Below are 19,455 nucleotides of genomic sequence, written 5' to 3' on the forward strand. Positions count from 1 at the left end.
TGAAATAAGTATAGCTATAAAAACAGCGCTGAGAAACTAAGATAAATTAATTCCTTCCTGATTGGTGCATCGCAACTTTAATCAACTCTATTCTAATGAAAAATATATTCGACAATACTATAGCCAAACGTTGGTTGGTCTTGGCTCTTTTTATTCTATTAACCTTTTTTGGATATTATTCTTGGACACAGCTTTCCATTGAAGCGTATCCTGATATAGGCGATGTAAGTTCTCAGATTGTGACACAAGTACCTGGACTTGCTGCAGAAGAAGTAGAGCAGCAAATTACTATTCCGATAGAAAGAGCTATCAATGGTTTACCAGGTATGCACGTGATGCGGAGTAAAAGTACTTTTGGACTGTCTATGGTTACAATTGTTTTTCAAGATGGAACAGACGATTATTTCGCACGCACCCGTATTCAAGAACGGTTGACGGATCTGGAACTGCCTTATAACGCAACAGCAAATCTTGACCCTTTAACTTCTCCAACAGGAGAAATATTTCGGTACATCATCGAAAGTAAATCACATGATCTACGTGAACTCACCGATCTGCAGACATTTGTCATTATACCCCGTATCAAACAAGTTTCTGGCGTAGTTGATGTTACAAATTTTGGAGGTATTACGACACAATTTCAAGTTGAGATTGATCCCATTAAACTGGAACAATATGGTCTAGCCCTAAGCGAGGTGGTGAACAAAATTGAAACAAACAACACCAGTGCAGGTGGAAGTGTCATGAATAGAGGGGACCAATCTTACGTCATTAGAGGAATCGGACTTCTCAGGACATTGGAAGACATCGGAAATATAGTTGTTAAATCCCAGCAAGGAACAGCTATTTTCATGAAAGATATCGGTCAGATCAGATACGGAAATCTTGAAAGAAAAGGTGCTTTAGGCTATTCTGATAAACGTGGAGCAAACTATTCCGACAATATTGAGGGAATTGTACTATTACTTAAAGGACAAAACCCTTCTGTCGTTTTAGAGGGCGTCAATCAAGCTATTGATGAATTAAACAATACCACATTACCTGCGGGAGTACAGATTCATCCGTTCATGGATCGTACTCAACTTGTAGAAACAACCTTAACTACCGTTTCCCACACCTTATTAGAAGGAATGGGTTTGGTTATTATTGTACTCATCATATTCCTTGGTAGCTGGCGTGGAGCGCTTTTAGTTGCTATTACCATACCTATCGCTCTGTTGACAGCTTTTATCCTGATGCACTTTACGCATGTTCCGGCTAACTTGTTGTCATTGGGTGCCATCGATTTTGGTATTATAGTCGATGGGGCCATTGTCATGATGGAAGCTATCTTGAAAAAAAGAGAAAAGAATGAAGATGAAGAACTCACAGAATTAGGTATTGCTTCTATTGTAAAGCAAATGGCTAAACCCATATTTTTTGCAACAATCATTATAATCACGGCTTATATTCCCCTATTTGCATTTGAACGTGTAGAAAAAAAGTTATTTACTCCTATGGCTTTTACAGTAGGTTATGCATTGTTGGGTGCGTTATTAGTTGCTCTATTTCTAATACCTGGACTCGCTTATGTTGTTTATCGGAAGCCTCAAAAAGTATATCACAACAAATGGTTAGAAAAATTAACTGTAGGATATCACAGACAAATCCAGCATTTATTAAAGCGTCCAAAGAAAGTATTCACACCTTTAATTATCATTTTTGCAGGTGCAATCGTATTAACATGTACTGTTGGTAAAGATTTTCTGCCGCCCTTAGATGAAGGATCCATCTGGTTGCAAGTATCACTACCTCCTGGGATCACAGTTGAAAAATCAAAGGAAATGAGTGACTCACTGCGTGCGCGAACACTTCAATATGATGAGGTAACATATGTGATGGTCCAAGCAGGTCGCAATGATGATGGTACAGATGCATGGACTCCCTCTCATTTTGAATGCAGTATTGGCTTACTTCCTTACAAACAGTGGAAAAATGGGAAAACCAAAGCTGATCTAATTGAGGAATTGGCTGCTGAATACAAACAGATGCCCGGATATGATGTTGCTTTTTCACAACCAATGATTGATGGGGTGATGGATAAAATTGCGGGGGCGCATAGTGAGCTCGTCGTTAAGATATATGGAGAAGACTTTAAGGAAATCCGAAGAATAGCAGATGAGGTCTTGATTACGTTGCGAAAAGTAAAAGGTGCTGTCGATTTAGCGATCGATCAAGAACCTCCATTGCCGCAACTACAGATAAAAGCAGACCGTTATAAAATAGCACAATATGGTTTAAATGTCGCCGATGTCTCCGATCTTATTGAAACAGCTATCGGCGGAAAAGCGGTCTCCCAAATATTTCAAGAGGGAAAGGTATACGATATTATCTGCCGTTATCATGAAGCAAGTCGCAATACTCCTGAAAAAATAGGAAATCTAATGTTGACAAATGAATCCGGAGCCAAAATTCCCCTATCACAAGTAGCGACAATAAAACTCAATACCGGAGAAAGCACAATCGCTCGTGAGATGAATAAGAGACATTTGACAGTGCGGTTAAATCTACGCGGAAATGATCTTACTTCCTTTCTCAAAGAAGCACAAGCTAAAATTGAAAAAGATATCAAATATGACCACAACGACATAAAAATAAAATGGGGCGGTCAATTTGAAAATCAAAATCGCGCATATCAGCATTTGGCTATTATTGTTCCTATGGCACTAGCATTAATGTTTATACTACTATACGGCGCTTTTGGAAGCTTCTCACAAGCCGGATTATTGATGAGTGTTGTACCGCTTGCCATATTTGGAGGTATGCTTGCATTAAATATTCGCGCTATGACCCTCAATGTATCTTCAGTAGTCGGATTTATAGCACTCTTTGGTGTTGCAATTCAAAATGGTGTACTGATGATCACACAGTTCAATGCATTAAGAAAAAAAGGGTATGCTTTAAAAGAAGCCGTAATAGAAGGCGCTCAACATCGTTTCAGACCAGTAATCATGACTGCCACTGTAGCCATCTTGGGGCTTCTTCCTGCTTCATTGGCCACAGGTATTGGATCTGATGTTCAAAGACCATTAGCAACTGTCATTGTTTACGGATTATTCTTCGCTACCGTGATAACCCTCTATGCATTGCCATCATTATATTATCTATTAGAGAAAATAAATGCAGACAAAAAACATAATTAGTTTTCATCTCAAAAATACCATCGCATGTTACGTCTTAAAAACATCCATAAAAAACACTTTCTACTATTATATTTTACTTTAGTCTTAAGTGTAATTACTCAAGCTCAGATTGACGCAGATATTCAAAAAGAGATTACTTATCCCGATTTTATAAAAGCTGTTGCTCAAAATAACATAGCTTATGCGGCAGAAAAGTTAAATATCAATATTGCTGAAGCAAATATTGAAAAATCCAAAATAATTCCTGATCCAGAATTTACCGCTGATGTATTTAATAACGACCAGCATAAGATGAAGATGGGGTACGGATACAATATCGGACTGGATTGGACCCTCGAACTTGGCGGAAAACGGAAAGCACGCGTTGATCTGGCAAAAAGTGAATCTGAACTTAGCAAATATGTATTGCAGGATTACTTCAGGAATCTCCGAGCCGATGCTACTGTACAATATTTAACCGCAATCCATCATGAGCAACTGATGAAATTAAAGTTCAATTCCTATGAAACGATGGATGAACTTGCAAAATCGGACAGTTTACGTGCCAAATTAGGTACAATTACTGCTATTGATGCCAAACAAAGTAAACTTGAGGCTAAATCCATATGGAATGAAGCAATTCAGTCCATCGGAAATTGGAAAGGATCGTTGAGTAGCCTCAATTTACTGATGGGGAGTAAATATGCTGAACTTACACAGATGGCATTGGTGAATTTTTCTACATTTGACCGGTCTTTTTATCTTGATGACCTTATAGTCCATGCACTATCAAACCGTGCAGATCTACTGTATGCATTACAAAATAAAGATGTGTCAGAAAAAATGATCCGTCTTACAAAAGTAAATCGGGTACTAGATTTAGGAATAACGACAGGTATTACGCGCAATGCAGAAGCCCGCAATGAGTTAGCTCCCAGTCCAGCTTTCACTTCATCAAATTTTGGAATAAGAATTCCTTTGAAATTTTCAAATCATCGGAAAGGAGAACTTAAGGAGGCATTTTATACTGCCCAACAAGCTGGATTACAACATCAAGAGATTGAACTACAGGTGCAAACAGAAGTTAAGCAAGCATTTTATAACTATGAAGCGACTCAAAAGCAACTCCAGCAGTTCAACAGTGGTATTCTTGACGATGCTAAAGCTATCTTAAAGGGGAAACTCTACGGCTACAAACGAGGTGATTCTAGTTTACTTGAAGTACTCCATGCACAGAGAATCTATATTGAAGTTCAGCAAAATTATTATGAAATACTGTTTAATAATGCCCATGCTCTCGTCATATTGGAACAATCCGCAGGTATTTGGGATATCCTTTTTTAGAAATAACACAATTTTATGTGTGTTTAAAAAATATTAATATGGATAATCAGAAGCATATTTTAATGAAATATGCTTCCAGAAAGCAACAAAAATCTTAGATAAAAAAAATATTCTCCCTCAAAATAAAGGATTTAAAGAATATTCGCAAGATATACTTGGCATATCTCAGGGATTTTTCTACCTTTGCATCACTCCAAACAACGAAGGAAACTTCAAAAAAGAGTAGGATTCCGTAGCTCAGCTGGTAGAGCAATACACTTTTAATGTATGGGTCCTGGGTTCGAATCCCAGCGGGATCACAAAAAGCTTCACAGAAATGTGAAGCTTTTTTTATTTCGGCTAGATTCGAAAAAGGGATCGATCGGGTTCGATCTAGAGATATTGATTAATTTATGTGGTGAATTGCTTTTATTAGTGGTGAGTGATGGAATAGACTAGTCAAAATCGAGGAACAATATATTGTTTAGGCATAAAAAAAGCTAATCTTACGATTAGCTTTTTTTAATTTACTCTATTGACAACTAAAATAGAAAGATGGAATAAAATTAATGATTGATCACCTATAAGTTGTTTGCAATAAGTAATCAATGCATTTATAATCTATTATTTAGTAACCTTTTGCTTTTTGTGCATCTTTCAAATTCGTGTTTCTATCTAAGGCAGTTTGCGGAAAAGGCATCAACATAAATTTAGGATCCCAAATACGCTCCTGTACAATCACATTGGCAATATCTTTAGGTGATTTCATCACATCAGCAGCAATTTTCCAACGACGTATATCGAAATAGCGCTGTCCTTCTCCAGCCAATTCTATTCGACGTTCATTGCGGATCACTTCCCTTAATTTTTCTTTCGAATTGTTAACAACTTGATTTATTGGCGGCATTCCTGCACGGTCACGGATATCATCTAAAGCGGCAAATATACTCGCATCTGGTCCACTTAATTCATTTTTAGCCTCCGCATAAGCGAGTAATATTTCAGCATAACGAATGATACTAAAATCCTGTGGCGCATCAAATACGAGACCACTAGCTAGTGAAACTGGATCTAAGTATTTTTTAAAATTGTAACCCGTGAAACTTTCACCATCCCCCGGTCCAGACCACTTAAATACATAACCATCTTTGTATTCATTCCAGGTTGCTCCTGGAAATAATACACTGGCGTAAAGACGTGTATCCCGGTTTTTAAATTCATTGATGTAGTTCGCTGATGGCGTTTTTTTAATATTAAAATCGATTGCCCTCTGTTCTGGAGTCGGTGGAGTATAGGTAGTACCATCACTTTTCCAGTAAGCATCCACCAAAGTTTGAAGAGGAGTAATAGAACCCCAACCAGACATAATCGGAGGTGCAAATAGCGTTCTCAATCCATTACCAAAGGGTGCATAATCTTCATTTTCCTGAATATTCTGCGATACAAGGATTGCTTCTTTATTGCCTTCATTCGCTATCCAAAATTGTTGTTGATAACTCGCTAAGCCTTTATAAAATTTTTCTTTTGCGGCGTTATCAGTAAAAGTCACCAAGGTACTGTAATCATCTTTGGTGTCATCTCCGGTTAAAACAGTTTTTCTAAAAAGCTGATAACCTGCATCTTTTACTTTTTGAGCACTTACTATAGCATCAGCATATTTACCATACTCCAATTGAATACGTGTTAATATTGCCCAAGCAGCACCATTGGTAATACGGCCACTTTTGTCTTGAGCACCACTTGCAAAACTAGGTAATAAATCTGCCTCGGCGGCTTTAATTTCGTCAATAGCAAATTGAATTACTTCAGCTACAGGTGTTGGTGCTACAGCGGTTTCTTCTGCATCCGTATAGGCATTTTTCAGCAAGGGTACTGGTCCAAATAAATGTGCCAATTCGTAATAAGTAAATGCTCTTAAAACTCTGACTTCGGCAATAAAACGTTTGCGCAAGGTTTCATCCATGACCGCTTTACCGACATTATCTAAAAAATAGTTATAGCGACGTATGTAAACGTAGCGGCTATTATACCCGACGTCTAAGGTGGCATCTATGTCGCCTTCAGATACCCGGTTTGCGGAACTTTCCCAGGGATATTGACAAAAGGCATTATCAGCCGCACCATCATCGTAAGCATAGTTATAAGCATTTGCCAACGATGCATAACAGCCGTTTAAAGCAAGCTGAACATCATTTTGTGTCTTCCAAAAAGTGCCTGCAGAAAGTTTATCCTGCGGAACAAAATCTATCGAATTTTTACAGCCACCCAAAACTGCACTAGCGATAAGCGATATATATATAATTTTTTTCATAGTGATTAAAGCGTTAAATTAAGACCAGCAGAAATTGTTTTTAACGATGGATAAGCCGATCTTGCTGATGGAGCTTCCGGATCAAAATCTTTCAATCGTTTATCACCACGGATGGTGAATGGATTATTACTTGACACATAAACCCGAACACCTTTGATCTTAGCCTTATCCAACATATGTTTAGGGATGGTGTAACCCAATGTGATGGCCTTCACTCTAAAGTATGAAGCATCAAACAACCAGAAGCTAGACAACCCATAGTTTTGGGTGTCGTTCGTTACTCTTGGGTATGCAGCATTTGGGTTTGGATTATCCACTGTCCATCTATCCAAAACATAATTTTTAACCCCTGCACCATTAAAAAATGCTTGCGAAGCCTCTTGCTCTAAGTAAACTTTTACATCACTCACTCCTTGCCCCAGTACACTCAAATCAAAACCCTTATAACTTGATGATAGGTTCAGACCGTAAGTAAAATAAGGAACATCATTACCATTAATTACGCGATCGTCGCCATCGATAGTCTTATTGCCATCTTGATCTTTATACTTGATATCGCCAGGTTTTGGATTATTGGGTTGTTTAGCATGCGCATCTATATCAGCTTCATCAACGAACAGACCCTCAGATTCCCACATGTAGAATGAGCCAACTGGCTGGCCAATTCGGTTGATATAATAACCATTGGGAGCTGTTTCATTTGCTCCTCCCAAATCGGTTACTTTATTCCATATTTTAGTAACATTCCCCCCTATTGAGTAGTTAAAATCATTTATTTTCCCATTATAATTTAAGGAAAGTTCAAATCCTTTATTTTTAACTGTACCCAAATTTACCGAAGGTTTTTCTCCATCAGCTAAACCTGCTTCATCCGGAATATTTGGATCTGGTAATAAAATGTCTTTGGTTATCCGGCTAAAAGCATCCAACTGTAAAGTCAGTGATCGAAACAAGGTAGCATCTAACCCTGCATTATAGGTGGTTAGTTTTTCCCAACTTAATAAAGGATTGGCTAACTTACCTGGCGTTACGCCATCCTGTTTTGATTGATTAAAAATAATAGTACTTCCAGCATTTAATCCATCATAAAAATCGTAATCACCCACATTGTTGATATTTCCTAATTTACCCGCCGACAAACGGAATTTCAATTCATTAACAGCAGTTAGATCTTTCATAAAATCTTCCTGCGAAAGGCGCCACGCGACTGATGCAGAAGGATACCATGCCGAACGATGGTCAGGAGCAAATCTAGAAGAAGCATCGTTTCTAGCACTTGCTTCCAATAAGTACTTGTCAGCATAAGCATAATTAAAGCGAGTAAAGACAGAAGCCAGTGCACTCTCTCCAACACCTGCTACACCATCGTCTAAATCACTTCTTACAGTTGTATTTACTGGAAGAGTAGAACCTGCATTGATGGCATTCAGATCGTTATTGGGAAATTCTTTACGTACAACCTGTACTGTTCTCTTTTGTGTTTTTTCATAAGAGACTCCAGCTAAAATTTTAAAGTAATGCTGTTCTATATTTTTCTCATAACCGGCTGTCGCTTGAGCCAATACATTTGACGAGCTTTGCCAAGATTCTGTCAATTGGTTGGTTTTTATCCTCGTACCTTCTAAGGGAGTATTTGAAATAAATCCTATAATAGGATCTAACTTATTGTTAAAAGAACTTTTAAAATAATTATATGCATTGTATGAAAATAAACCCGAGATATCTAACCCTTCAAACGGTGTATAGGTTCCATTTAAATTACCGATAAAACGGTTGGTATTATAATTGTTTCTACCGCCCTCTTTTAATAAGCGTAATTGATTTGCTGCGGCTAATGTTGCATTTTCTTTTCCAGCAGTCACACTGCCCCATTCGCCGTTACTTTGTTGTGCAACAGATAATGGAATGGCTCTCCCAACACCCGTAAAACCGATCTCCATATTATCATTCTTGTAACCGTCTCTTATATAAGATAAATTACTACTGACTTTAAATTTATCGCTCACTTGGGTTTCGGTATTCGACCGTAACGAGTAGCGTTTCAAATCTTTACCTTCAATTAAAGAGTTTTGACCGAAATAGGCACCACTCAAATAATATTTTGTTTTTTCACCGCCAGACACACTTAACTGATGTTCCATCATGGGTGCTCTTTTATTTAGAATTAAGGAGTACCAATCGGTATTGGGATAAAGATCTGGATTGGATTGTGCCTTTATTGCTTCTAAAGTTGCAGCATCATAAAGTGGTGTTCTATTTAAATTTGTTTCGGCTTCGTTGCGTAAAATGGCATAATTGTATGCATCGGCATAATCGGGTAGATAGGTGGGTGATTGGCTTCCGAAATAAGCATTGTAACTTATAGTCGGTGTACCATTACCTTTTTTAGTTGTCACCAAAATAACTCCATTTGCAGCTCTGGCACCGTAAATCGATGAGGACGAAGCATCTTTCAATATAGAAATACCAGCAACATCATTTGGATTGATGCGTGCAAAATCATTTTGGGTTACAACCACACCATCAACCACAAATAAAGGAGATGATGACCCTAAATTTGCACGTCCTCTAACATTGATGCTTCCCAAGTCATTTCCTAAATCGCCAGGAGACGACTTAATAGCTACCCCTGGTACAGTACCTTGTAGTGCATTTGTTAACGAAGTTACGGGTCTATTAATGATGGTTTTGGTATTCACAGTATTCACAGCTCCAGAAAGATTCACTTTCTTTTGCGTACCATACGCCACCACGACTACGTCCTCTAAGGTATTCACTAAAGGAGATAAAGTAATTCTAACGTTAGCTGAGGCTCTTACTTCTGTAGTTTGATAACCTATATAAGAAATAACCAAAATAGCCCCATCGGTGACACCTGCTAATTTAAAATTTCCAGATTCATCAGTTGAAGTCCCCAGTTCCTTGCCTTTTACTTTAATACTGGCACCTGGAACCCCTTTTCCTGTTTCATCTAAAATCGTTCCGCTAACCTCCATCACCTGATTTATAGCTGTACTTAATTCGGACTTAGCGTTTGAAACCATATTTTTAGGTCGCTCTTTAATGACTATTGTATTGGTTTCTATAGCATAAGTTATAGGTTGATTTTTAAAAATGGATATCAGTACATCTTCCAAAGGCACATTTTTTACATCAATCGTTACTGGATTTGTTTTTTTTAAAGTGCTTCCAGACACCAAAAAATCATATCCACTTTGTTTACTAACCTGAATAAATACTTTTGACAAAGGTTCGTTTTTAACAGATAGTGAAATTTTTTGCGCAAATGAAGCTGCGTGAAGTTGCAATATACTAGCAACTAATAGAAAAGTAGCTAACTTCATAATTAATAATATTTTACAGACATACCTCCATAGTATGCCCATCTTTTGAGTATAAATTTTATACATTTGATTACTGGTTTATAAGTGAATTGATCATAATTTTTTGCCTTGATCCAGTCCGGCCAGATGTGTTACAGCACACTGGCCATTTTTTAGATCACTGCGATAGCTGCTTTATGTTATTGTCTAACCATAATCCTCCTCCCTTCAAAAGTTAAGTGAACTGATTTTGAATTCTGTACAATTTGAAGTACTTGATTTAGATTTCGATCGCGCGAAATACGACCGGTAAAAGACTCTTTACTCATTGGTCCGACAAACTCAACATCTACGTCATACCAACGAGAAATCTGTTTCATAATCGTATATATGTCCGCATCCACAAACTGAAAATAACCATTCTTCCAAGCGCTAATTTCATCCGTATCTACTTTTCCAACTTTGATTCCATTATTACTAACGCGAGCTTGATCTCCAGGTCTAAGAACATGGTTAAATTCGCCCATTGAAATTGCTACTGATCCCTCGACCAACGTTGTCCGTATTACATCCTCATTATTATAGCTATTCACATTAAAGTGTGTTCCTAAAACTTGAATCAGCTGATCCCCGGTTTTTACTTTGAAAGGCTTAGAAGCATCATGTGCAACCTCAAAATAAACTTCACCGCTGATGGATACTTCACGGATTTTATCAGAAAATGATGTTGGATAAGTAATCGATGATGCGGCATTTAACCATACTTTAGTACCATCTGCTAATTTTAATCTATATGTTGCACCTCGAGGCGTACGCATGGTATTTGTCCTATAAGGAGATTTAACCTGATTTACGTTGCGATCCTTATAGATCACTTCATTTTCAGCATTGATATGAATAAATGAATTTCCTTCTGCGGCAATTTGCCCCTGAGGAGATGCTTCTAGGTCTATCTCTTCTCCATCGGATAGTGTTAATATCGCTCTGTTCTTGCCTGGGGCTAAATCGGGGATTTGATTACTAATAGTAACGATATTAGCAGTTCGGTCTGTTTTTAATAAAAAATAAACTCCAAAACTAAGCATGATTAAAACAGCTGCAGCTGCGCCTAAATTATTGCGATTAAAAAGCCAATGATACCTCGTTTTCTTATCAAATTCTAGCTTATCTTCAATACAATGATAAATACGATTTTTTAATTCGGCATTATTACTTGCAAAATCTTCAGGAATATAAAAGTCTTTTTCAGCTTGTAGACGATACCAATCATCGAACTCCTGTTGCTCTAAAGTATTTATATTACCTTTTTTAATTTTACTAGCGAGCTCCTCAATACGTTTTCTTAGCTGCTTTTTATTCATTGGACTCTGACTTTAGGTTTATACTAATAGTCAGTAAAAACTGATTATATACCTAGTCCTTTTAAAAAAAAATAATAAAAATAAATAAAAACTACCATCAGGCTGAAAAACAATCACTTACATAATCAAAACCAGAATAGCTAATTTTTATTAAAAAGTTTGTTTTCCTTAAAAACGATGAGGAGATAGGTTAAAAAAGACGATGTATACATCCGCCTACTATAAAAGCAATAGATGAAGCACTCATTTTGTCTCCAAGGTCTTTGATTGCCTTAGTTAAATGGTTATTGACAGTTTTTGTAGATATATTTAGTTCTGCAGCAATTTCTTTATGTGTTTTTAAATCTTCTCGGCTCATCTTAAAAACCAAACGACACTTTTCAGGTAATTCTGCAATAGCGTTTTCAAGCTTAGCAAAAAGCTCCTTTTCAAGTAAAAGTGTTTCTGCAGAAGGTGAATAAATATCATTTTCTACTAGATCCACATTTTGAGTACGTTTTCTCTTATGGAATGCACTATCGAGAATATTTATTACGCGATATTTAACAGCCACAGCGAGATACGTATATAAGGAATATTTTAATTTTAACGTTTCTCGACGATTCCATAAACTACAGAAGATATCCTGAACGCACTCCTCTGCTTCTTCTTTAGAATTGAGCGCATTAGCCGCTAAAAGAAATATTTTCTCCCAGTATCGGTTATATAATTCAGAAAAAGCAACACGATCTTCCTTAACCCGAATTAAATCAATTAGGGTTTCATCCGTCCAAGTTGCTGAAGCATATTTTGTCATTTTACCATTAAAAGATTAAGTAAATTTATAACATTATTGTGACATTATTATTAAAGGGCTAATAGATAATATTATTATTAATTTATACTTTCTGCTTGTAATTTGCAATAATACTGCATTTTAAGCATGATTTTTTAATATACTCACTATTTTCTATTCATCAGAAATATTAGTCTATGCATAGTTCAATATTTAAATGCATGTCTTTCACAATTTTTCTTCAAAAAAACCTTTTAACAATGTCACTATAATCTAGCATTATTGAGATTTTACAGCTATTACTCGTGTTTATTAAAAATTGAGATTATTTAATCGGATCTAAAACAGCATCTAAATTTATTTAAAAATTCCAAAAAGAAACAAACCTGAATTTTAATAAATAGCTCTTGAACAAAAAAGATCCTACTAGCTGATCTGATAATCAGCTAGTAGGATCTTTTTTTTATTTACTATACTATTATTCCTATTTTAAGAAAACCTTACGGATTGCCTTATTGTCCGGATCCAAGATATAAATATTACCATCCTTGTCAATTGCCATATCGGCCATGGCACCAAAGCGAGACTCGAGTAATGTTCCATTTATATATCCACGATTATTCGCTTTGAAAATTGTAGATACCCTTCTAGTCACCATATCAATCTCTCTTAAACCATAATTAAAATTATCTGTTGCAAACATGGTGTTACCTTCAAAAAGGACAACGCTACTTATTCCTTGAAAACGTGCTGCACTTCCAATACCATCAACATAACCTGCGTCTGAAAATCCGACCCATGCATTCATAATTATACCATCAACACCTCTTCGCATCAAACCATTACCGCTTATTGCATTCTGATCTGGATAGTAGTAGTTTCCTAGAGCATCCGCAACTGTTCTGGTTGTCACCCAACCTGGACCATTAATTTTAGTATAATTTCCGGTTGGATTAACCTTATTGACCCCCGCGGCAAATCCATTGATATTGACATACAGATTTCCAGCATCGTCAATACTCATATGTCCTGGCGCAAAGCCCGATGTATGGACTGAACGTTGACCAGCCGATGTAATCTTGATTACCTGATCCGTCCCTTGATCGCTCACATAAATAGTATTCTGCTTATCGATTACGATACCGTAAGGTTTAACAAAAACCGCATCTGCTCCGTTAACCTGCAAAATGGAAACAGTACCGGAAGATGTAATCTTTTTCACTTGTTTATTATTCGTATCGGTTACATAAATATTACCTTGCTGATCGGTCGCAATGGCAGACATATATCCAGCAAAGGTATTACTGCTTGGTCCTCCAGCCAAAGTCATCACACCCGCTCTTTTAAACAATTGCGGGGCAAGCGCTTCCTGTGCACCGACAACAACTTTAACATTTCCAGTACTTAATCCCAAAGGTGCTTCGAGTACTAAACTATTCTCCGTTGCTGTTTTTACCATCGCTAATACGCCATTAAAATATACTTTATTTTCAGATGCAGTAGTACTAAAACCCGTACCTTTAATCGTCACACTCGTACCGGTCAGACCGTTGTCTGGTGTCATTGCAATAATCCCCAGATTTTGATCTTTAAACTGCGGGCCATTACTCACTTGATCATTTACCACAACGCGAATAACGCCTGATCCGGTACCTCCTGGAACTGTTAGTTTCAGCTCCGTTTCATTAGCTGAACTCAGTGGTATCAATACATTATTGATGTATACTAAATTTTCATCCATTTCTTTACTGAATAAAGAGCCGCTGATCGTCATTTGCGCCCCCTTTGGGCCGCTTAATGGAGTCACTGTTTGGATGACAGGTTTATCTACAACTGTGAAGGAAGGACCTGTGGTTTTCTGATTATTGATATTTACCGATAAGGGTCCTGAAGTTACTCCTTCGGGAGCTTTTACGATCAAACGATCTTGGGTAGATTCAAGAACAAGAGCTTTCTTACCATTAAATTCTACGATATTATTGGCTGTCAATTCCTCAAAACCTTCACCCGTAATCACTACACGCGTATCTTTCCCCCCGCTTAAAGGCTTTATACTTTTTATTGCTTGATAAGTGAAGTTTTGACCTTTCGCATCCATTCCATCCACTTTAACCAATACCGACCCAGAACCAGCTTCATTAGGCACTTCTGCTACGATAAGCGTATCACTAATACTGACAACCAAGGCCTTTTTTTCATTAATAAAAACTTCCGCCGGAGTGCTAATACTTCCAAATCCAGTACCTCCAATACGTATTTGCGAGCCCGCAGGACCATTTGCTGGAAACACCTGACGTACACTTAAATCTTGATAAGTATAGGTACCAACATCCATCAACTTACTCTTATAGCTCAATACCAGTTTCCCTGTACTTCCCCCTACAGGTATACGAATAACAATCGCATTGGCTGTCGCACTGATCACCGTAGCATCTTTACCGTTCACCGTTGCTTTGTAAGCATCGATACCAGTACCAAAACCTTCACCCTGAATAGTAACAAGCGTACCCTCTTTTCCTGAATTTGGATAATAGTCCATTATTTTCATTGCAGTCTCAGGAAGCAGATCTTCTTTCTTTTCACAACCTGCAATACCTGCAAGTATCAAAATAAAAAAGATGATACTGAGGCTATATTTTGTCCATGTTTTCATGACTTTAATTTTTTATTTATCCATATGGAATATCCATATGCTATTTTTTTGCGTTCGCATGAGTAGAAGATGATATCTTTCTTTCTGACTTTAACCATAATTTCATTGCACTTATCAACTGTTAAATCACTCATGAAAGTTACTGCTATCGTTTAAAATGTGTATCGAACTCCTAATTGAACCTGTGCTCTTGAATTAAAATAATCAATACTATATGTTTCCCCAGGTTCATTGAAAGTAAATACCGGCCAACTTCCATCATTCTGCTGTGGCGGGAACAAGCTTGGAGTCAAGCCCACACTACTAGTCGAATTGAATGTATTAGGAGAAAAATACTGTACTCCCCACTTTTTATACAGCAGGTTTGTCACATTGACCACATCGGCAGAAATTGTAATAAATTGACCTTTTTTGTTGTTCACTGGAACATCGTGTGCGATTCGAAGATCCGCTTGCACATTCCAGGGCGTACGGCCCATATTACGTTCCGTAAAATCTCCCCTTCTACTGCTGAGGTAGGCATTGCCATCAATGTATTTGTTAAATGCTTCAGCTTGCTGTACTGCAGTGTTGCCACTAGGAATATCTTTAAAATAACGGATCGCTTCCTCCGGATTTGGCACATACACTAAACTGACCTGTTGTGGTAATCCCTGAATACTGTTGTTTACAATACCGTAAGTAAATGGAGATCCCGATTGCGCACTGAAAAACAAGGTGATGTTTGTTTTACCAGCAGTTCGCCAGTTTTGGTCATAACTAATACTCGATACAATACGGTGACGAATATCAAAATTACTATAAGCAAGTTTTGGATTATTCGGTATAAGTGATTGATTCAATTGCCAATTTGATTCCATTGAGTTTCTGACTCCGTTACTCAGATCTTTAGATTCTCCATAAGTATAACTCGCCGTTCCGCTAAAATTTTTCATGCGCTTACCGATTGTTCCAGTAATGCTATAACGGTACCCCTGATCGGTATTGCTTAACAAATAAATATTAGAGAAACGATCGTCAACTGCCCCCTTATATACCGGTTGTTGCTTATAAGCATCAAAACCAAAATAGAGCGGGTTATCATGGACATTCAACTGCTGAAAGAGCACATCGCTGATATTTTTTGTATACATACCTTCGAACGCAAACTTCCAGTTATCAGCGGTTTCATAATCAATACCTAGACTACCACGCAATACCTGAGGTAATGTAAAACCATTATCTACCAGATCGACTTGTGTCTTACCGCTCTTCGGATTATTTACCACAGCGCCATTTGCTGCTATAAAATCGGCCAATCCATTTGGACTAGGTTTAATTGCATCACTGCCTGGAGCAAAAGGCTTCTGATCTGCACGTTGGTCAAAAGCCCCATAGCTATCACCTGTATTGTAATAAGCGTAAGCCAGCCATGCAAAAGGAATACGTCCTGTAAAAAGTCCTGCCCCACCACGTAATACTAAACTTTTATCTTCCAACACCTCCCATCGGAACCCTACACGTGGCGACAGCTGTACGCGATTAAGGAAATCATTTGAAATTCGTGACAAAGGTGTATAATTATAAGTTGTACCAAAGTACGGATCGGACTGTATATGTCGAACTTTATCACTTAAAACAGGCATGTCGGGCAAATGTGTAAAATCAGCGCGCAAGCCGGGTGTAATTCGAAAATTATCACTTACCCTGATCTCATCCTGTACATAAAAACTGTACATATTGATTCCAAAATCTGCGGCAGGATTATCTAGAATATAATCCCGCGTATTGTTCTTGTAGTTGTAACTACCACGTACGCGATAAGGATTATTATTTAAAAAATCATCAATACTATTATAATCTACCCTTCCATTCCAGGCATTAACAAAACCGTAGCGGATACGGTAAAGCTCGTTATGCGTACCAAAAAGAAGTTTATGCCGACCTAAGTTCCAGTTCAGATTCGCGGTCAGTTCCCATGTCCGCTGCTGCATATCAAAAATACTAGCTTCACGGTCAGTTCCTAGATAAATTGTCGAACCTGGGGTACGTCCCTGAATCTGTACTTGAGGAAGAGTGGGGTCACTCAACGGATCTCGTCTGTCGTTTACTACTGTAAAACCCAATACCGCATTACCAGAAAGATTATTACTAAAGCGGCTTTTCAATTCTGCTACTGTACTACTCTGATTATTCGTTTGCTTAAAAGCCATACTTGAAAAGCGGAAATCCTGTTGATCCCGATCCATATGACTAGCGCTACTAAAAATAGTGTTATTACGAATAGCTAATTGATGTTGATCATTTATATTCCAGTCGATACGATTAAAAAACTTTGTCGATTTTGACCAATTTGTATATTTTCCTGCTGTCCCTGCATCAAATACATCACCGTAGCGACTACCTACTGCTGTAGCAATAGATTTGACATCATCCTCACTCAAAATATGAGCGGTCTCGACAATACCTACATACAGTTGTGTAGGATCTTGACGACGGGTGATCTCTTCATTACTAAAGAAGAAAAGCTTGTCTTTTATAATTGGAAAACCTATCCTAAATCCGGACTGATAGTCATAAAAATCATGATCCATCTTACCTAAACCACCAACCCTATCCTTTCCTGTCAACATAGCATTACGGCCATATCCATAGACTGATCCTTCGATCTTATTGGTACCACTACGTGTTACAGCATTGACCGAACCTCCAGTGAAATTACCGATTTTAACATCATATGGTGCTAAATACACTTGCATGTCTTGTATGGCATCAATAGAAATCGGATTGGTACGCGTACTGCTTCCAGCCATGCCTGAAGTCCCTGTCTGTCCACCTAAAGAAGGCGAAAAGCCGATTGCATCATTATTGACTGCCCCATCGACAGTGACGTTATTATACCTAAAATTGGTTCCTCCAAAACTATTGTCTCTACTCCCCTGAGGAGTCAATCGGGTTACATCTGTAATAGAACGACTTACCGTAGGCATATTACGGACCTGTTCAGCACTGATATTGCGTCCTGCGCCATACGTATCCACACGTTGTCGCTGTAAACGACCAGTTACAGCAACTTCGGCCAAAGCTTGAGTACCTGCTAGCAATTGTAGATTGAGTTCCTGCGCAGCACCTAGACGCACTTGAATATCCGATCGTGTATCACTTTGCATCCCGACCATGCTCACCATTACCGTATATGGTCCACCAATACGGAGATTGTTTAACGTATAGCGACCGTCTTTATCTGTAGCAAGTGAATAACGCGTCCCCGACGGAGTATGTATAGCCAGAATCGAAGCTCCAGCGACAGCATTCCCGTCAACATTCTGAACACGACCTGTTAAAGCACCTGATGTTTCCTGTGCGAAAACAGAGGTATCCGTTAAAAAAAGGAAGCACATTAAGGCCACCTTTATTTTCATCCACCAAAGTATATTTTTTCCTAAAAATGGACCTACCCTTGGCTTCATATTGATATAACTATTCATTTTTAATTTCTTTTAGCTAATCTTAATTTGATTATTGAGTAATCCGCAAACCAGCATCGATCACATGTAATACACCATTTCCACTTAACATATCCTGTTTCAGCAATTTGATATCTGAAGTATTTCCTATTCCGCGTAAGCTGATACTCTGGAATGATGTTGTCGAGTTTGAATTAGGCACCAGCTTTATGGTGACACTATTACCATCCATCATGCCCTGTTGTGCCATATTTGAAACACCCGTACTGAGAATATAATCGTATACGAATCGTCTATCCTTTACAATATGATAAAGCAAAAAACTTCGAAGCTTCGCAGGATCTGCCAACTGAATCTGTTGAACCGTACTGTACCCCAAAGCCTGCATCGCTGCATTATTTGGAGCAAACACAGTATATGGACCAGCATCACTTATAGTCTGTAAAACACCAGAGGTTTTCAATGCTTGCGCAAACAAAGTAATACTGGGATCTGCTGCAATTGCATTACCTACCAAATCGTGTACATAGGGTGTAAGCACCCGATCTAAAACCTGAATCAGTCCATTGGACGCGGCAATGTTCTGGGCCAATACGCGCGAACCATTGAGCGTTAACACCGTATCAGGCCCTTTAATCCAATGGGTTGCATAGATTTTTCCACCTCGTGTCTGCAATTCCTGATTAAACAGAAAAGGAAGTTTATTTAACTCGTATTTTCCATCCAGTGTATGGTAATTGGCAATTCTGGAAATCAATTTAGTATTTCCGGCTAAAACAGCTACAGCATCGGTATAACCAGCTGTTGAAAAAGCGGCATCAGAAGGTGCCAATAAGGTATATGGTCCTTCCCCGTTCTGTACTACTTTATCCAATCCACTTTTACGCAGAACTGCACTAAAACTGGACAAATTAAAATTATCGGCTATAACCAAATTGACCCTATTATTATCATGACCTGTAGCTACCTCGTCCTTTTTACAAGAGGTAATCAATAAAATTGCGAAAAGCAGTATCCCTAATTGCTTATAAAATCTTAGCTGTAGTTTCATCTATCATTTTTTAATCATGAGCTTACTAGCTCGTTTAGTTATTCAGCGTAC

Annotated in this window: 9 protein-coding genes and 1 tRNA gene; 3 read left to right on the forward strand and 7 right to left on the reverse strand. The window is 38.0% G+C overall.

Translation table 11 applies throughout. The features are described 5' to 3' along the window. The first annotated feature begins 95 nt into the window (after positions 1-95). The 3 genes from JAZ75_RS25255 (at position 96) to JAZ75_RS25265 (ending at position 4,804) form a co-directional block, all read left to right on the forward strand. Complete coding sequence (locus JAZ75_RS25255; protein WP_208699363.1) at positions 96-3,182, forward strand: efflux RND transporter permease subunit; 3,087 nt, start codon at positions 96-98, stop codon at positions 3,180-3,182. Between the two features lie 24 nt (positions 3,183-3,206). Further along, positions 3,207-4,505, forward strand: a complete 1,299-nt coding sequence (locus JAZ75_RS25260; protein WP_208699365.1) for a TolC family protein — start codon at positions 3,207-3,209, stop codon at positions 4,503-4,505. Positions 4,506-4,731: 226 nt separating this feature from the next. Then, positions 4,732-4,804 (forward strand) — tRNA-Lys (locus JAZ75_RS25265). Between the two features lie 308 nt (positions 4,805-5,112). On the opposite strand, the gene JAZ75_RS25270 is transcribed toward JAZ75_RS25265, so the two are convergent. The 7 genes from JAZ75_RS25270 to JAZ75_RS25300 form a co-directional block, all read right to left on the reverse strand. Next, a complete protein-coding gene (locus tag JAZ75_RS25270) occupies positions 5,113-6,795 on the reverse strand; it encodes a RagB/SusD family nutrient uptake outer membrane protein (protein WP_208699367.1) in 1,683 nt (560 codons plus the stop codon). Positions 6,796-6,800: 5 nt separating this feature from the next. Next, complete coding sequence (locus JAZ75_RS25275; RefSeq protein ID WP_208699369.1) at positions 6,801-10,139, reverse strand: TonB-dependent receptor; 3,339 nt, start codon at positions 10,137-10,139, stop codon at positions 6,801-6,803. A gap of 179 nt (positions 10,140-10,318) precedes the next feature. After that, positions 10,319-11,479: a FecR family protein gene (locus tag JAZ75_RS25280; protein ID WP_208699371.1), complete on the reverse strand. Its 1,161-nt coding sequence runs from the start codon at positions 11,477-11,479 to the stop codon at positions 10,319-10,321. Positions 11,480-11,669: 190 nt separating this feature from the next. After that, positions 11,670-12,275: an RNA polymerase sigma-70 factor gene (locus JAZ75_RS25285; RefSeq protein ID WP_208699373.1), complete on the reverse strand. Its 606-nt coding sequence runs from the start codon at positions 12,273-12,275 to the stop codon at positions 11,670-11,672. A gap of 463 nt (positions 12,276-12,738) precedes the next feature. Continuing rightward, positions 12,739-14,907 carry an IPT/TIG domain-containing protein gene (locus JAZ75_RS25290; RefSeq protein WP_208699375.1) on the reverse strand — a complete coding sequence of 723 codons (2,169 nt, stop codon included), beginning with the start codon at positions 14,905-14,907 and terminating at the stop codon, positions 12,739-12,741. A gap of 152 nt (positions 14,908-15,059) precedes the next feature. Then, positions 15,060-18,374: a carboxypeptidase regulatory-like domain-containing protein gene (locus tag JAZ75_RS25295; RefSeq protein ID WP_232789318.1), complete on the reverse strand. Its 3,315-nt coding sequence runs from the start codon at positions 18,372-18,374 to the stop codon at positions 15,060-15,062. 31 nt (positions 18,375-18,405) lie between these two features. After that, a complete protein-coding gene (locus JAZ75_RS25300) occupies positions 18,406-19,404 on the reverse strand; it encodes a fasciclin domain-containing protein (RefSeq protein ID WP_208699377.1) in 999 nt (332 codons plus the stop codon). Between the last annotated feature and the right edge of the window lie 51 nt (positions 19,405-19,455).

The sequence above is a fragment of the Sphingobacterium sp. UDSM-2020 genome (genome assembly GCF_016132525.1).
Taxonomy (GTDB): domain Bacteria; phylum Bacteroidota; class Bacteroidia; order Sphingobacteriales; family Sphingobacteriaceae; genus Sphingobacterium; species Sphingobacterium anhuiense.

Bases quoted from the DNA above. Each gene is read 5' to 3' on its own strand.
- JAZ75_RS25285 (WP_208699373.1), bottom strand. From the start codon at position 12,275: ATGACAAAATATGCTTCAGCAACTTGGACGGATGAAACCCTAATTGAT.
- JAZ75_RS25280 (WP_208699371.1), bottom strand. From the start codon at position 11,479: ATGAATAAAAAGCAGCTAAGAAAACGTATTGAGGAGCTCGCTAGTAAA.
- JAZ75_RS25255 (WP_208699363.1), top strand. From the start codon at position 96: ATGAAAAATATATTCGACAATACTATAGCCAAACGTTGGTTGGTCTTG.
- JAZ75_RS25295 (WP_232789318.1), bottom strand. From the start codon at position 18,374: ATGAATAGTTATATCAATATGAAGCCAAGGGTAGGTCCATTTTTAGGA.
- JAZ75_RS25260 (WP_208699365.1), top strand. From the start codon at position 3,207: ATGTTACGTCTTAAAAACATCCATAAAAAACACTTTCTACTATTATAT.
- JAZ75_RS25270 (WP_208699367.1), bottom strand. From the start codon at position 6,795: ATGAAAAAAATTATATATATATCGCTTATCGCTAGTGCAGTTTTGGGT.
- JAZ75_RS25300 (WP_208699377.1), bottom strand. From the start codon at position 19,404: ATGAAACTACAGCTAAGATTTTATAAGCAATTAGGGATACTGCTTTTC.
- JAZ75_RS25290 (WP_208699375.1), bottom strand. From the start codon at position 14,907: ATGAAAACATGGACAAAATATAGCCTCAGTATCATCTTTTTTATTTTG.
- JAZ75_RS25275 (WP_208699369.1), bottom strand. From the start codon at position 10,139: ATGAAGTTAGCTACTTTTCTATTAGTTGCTAGTATATTGCAACTTCAC.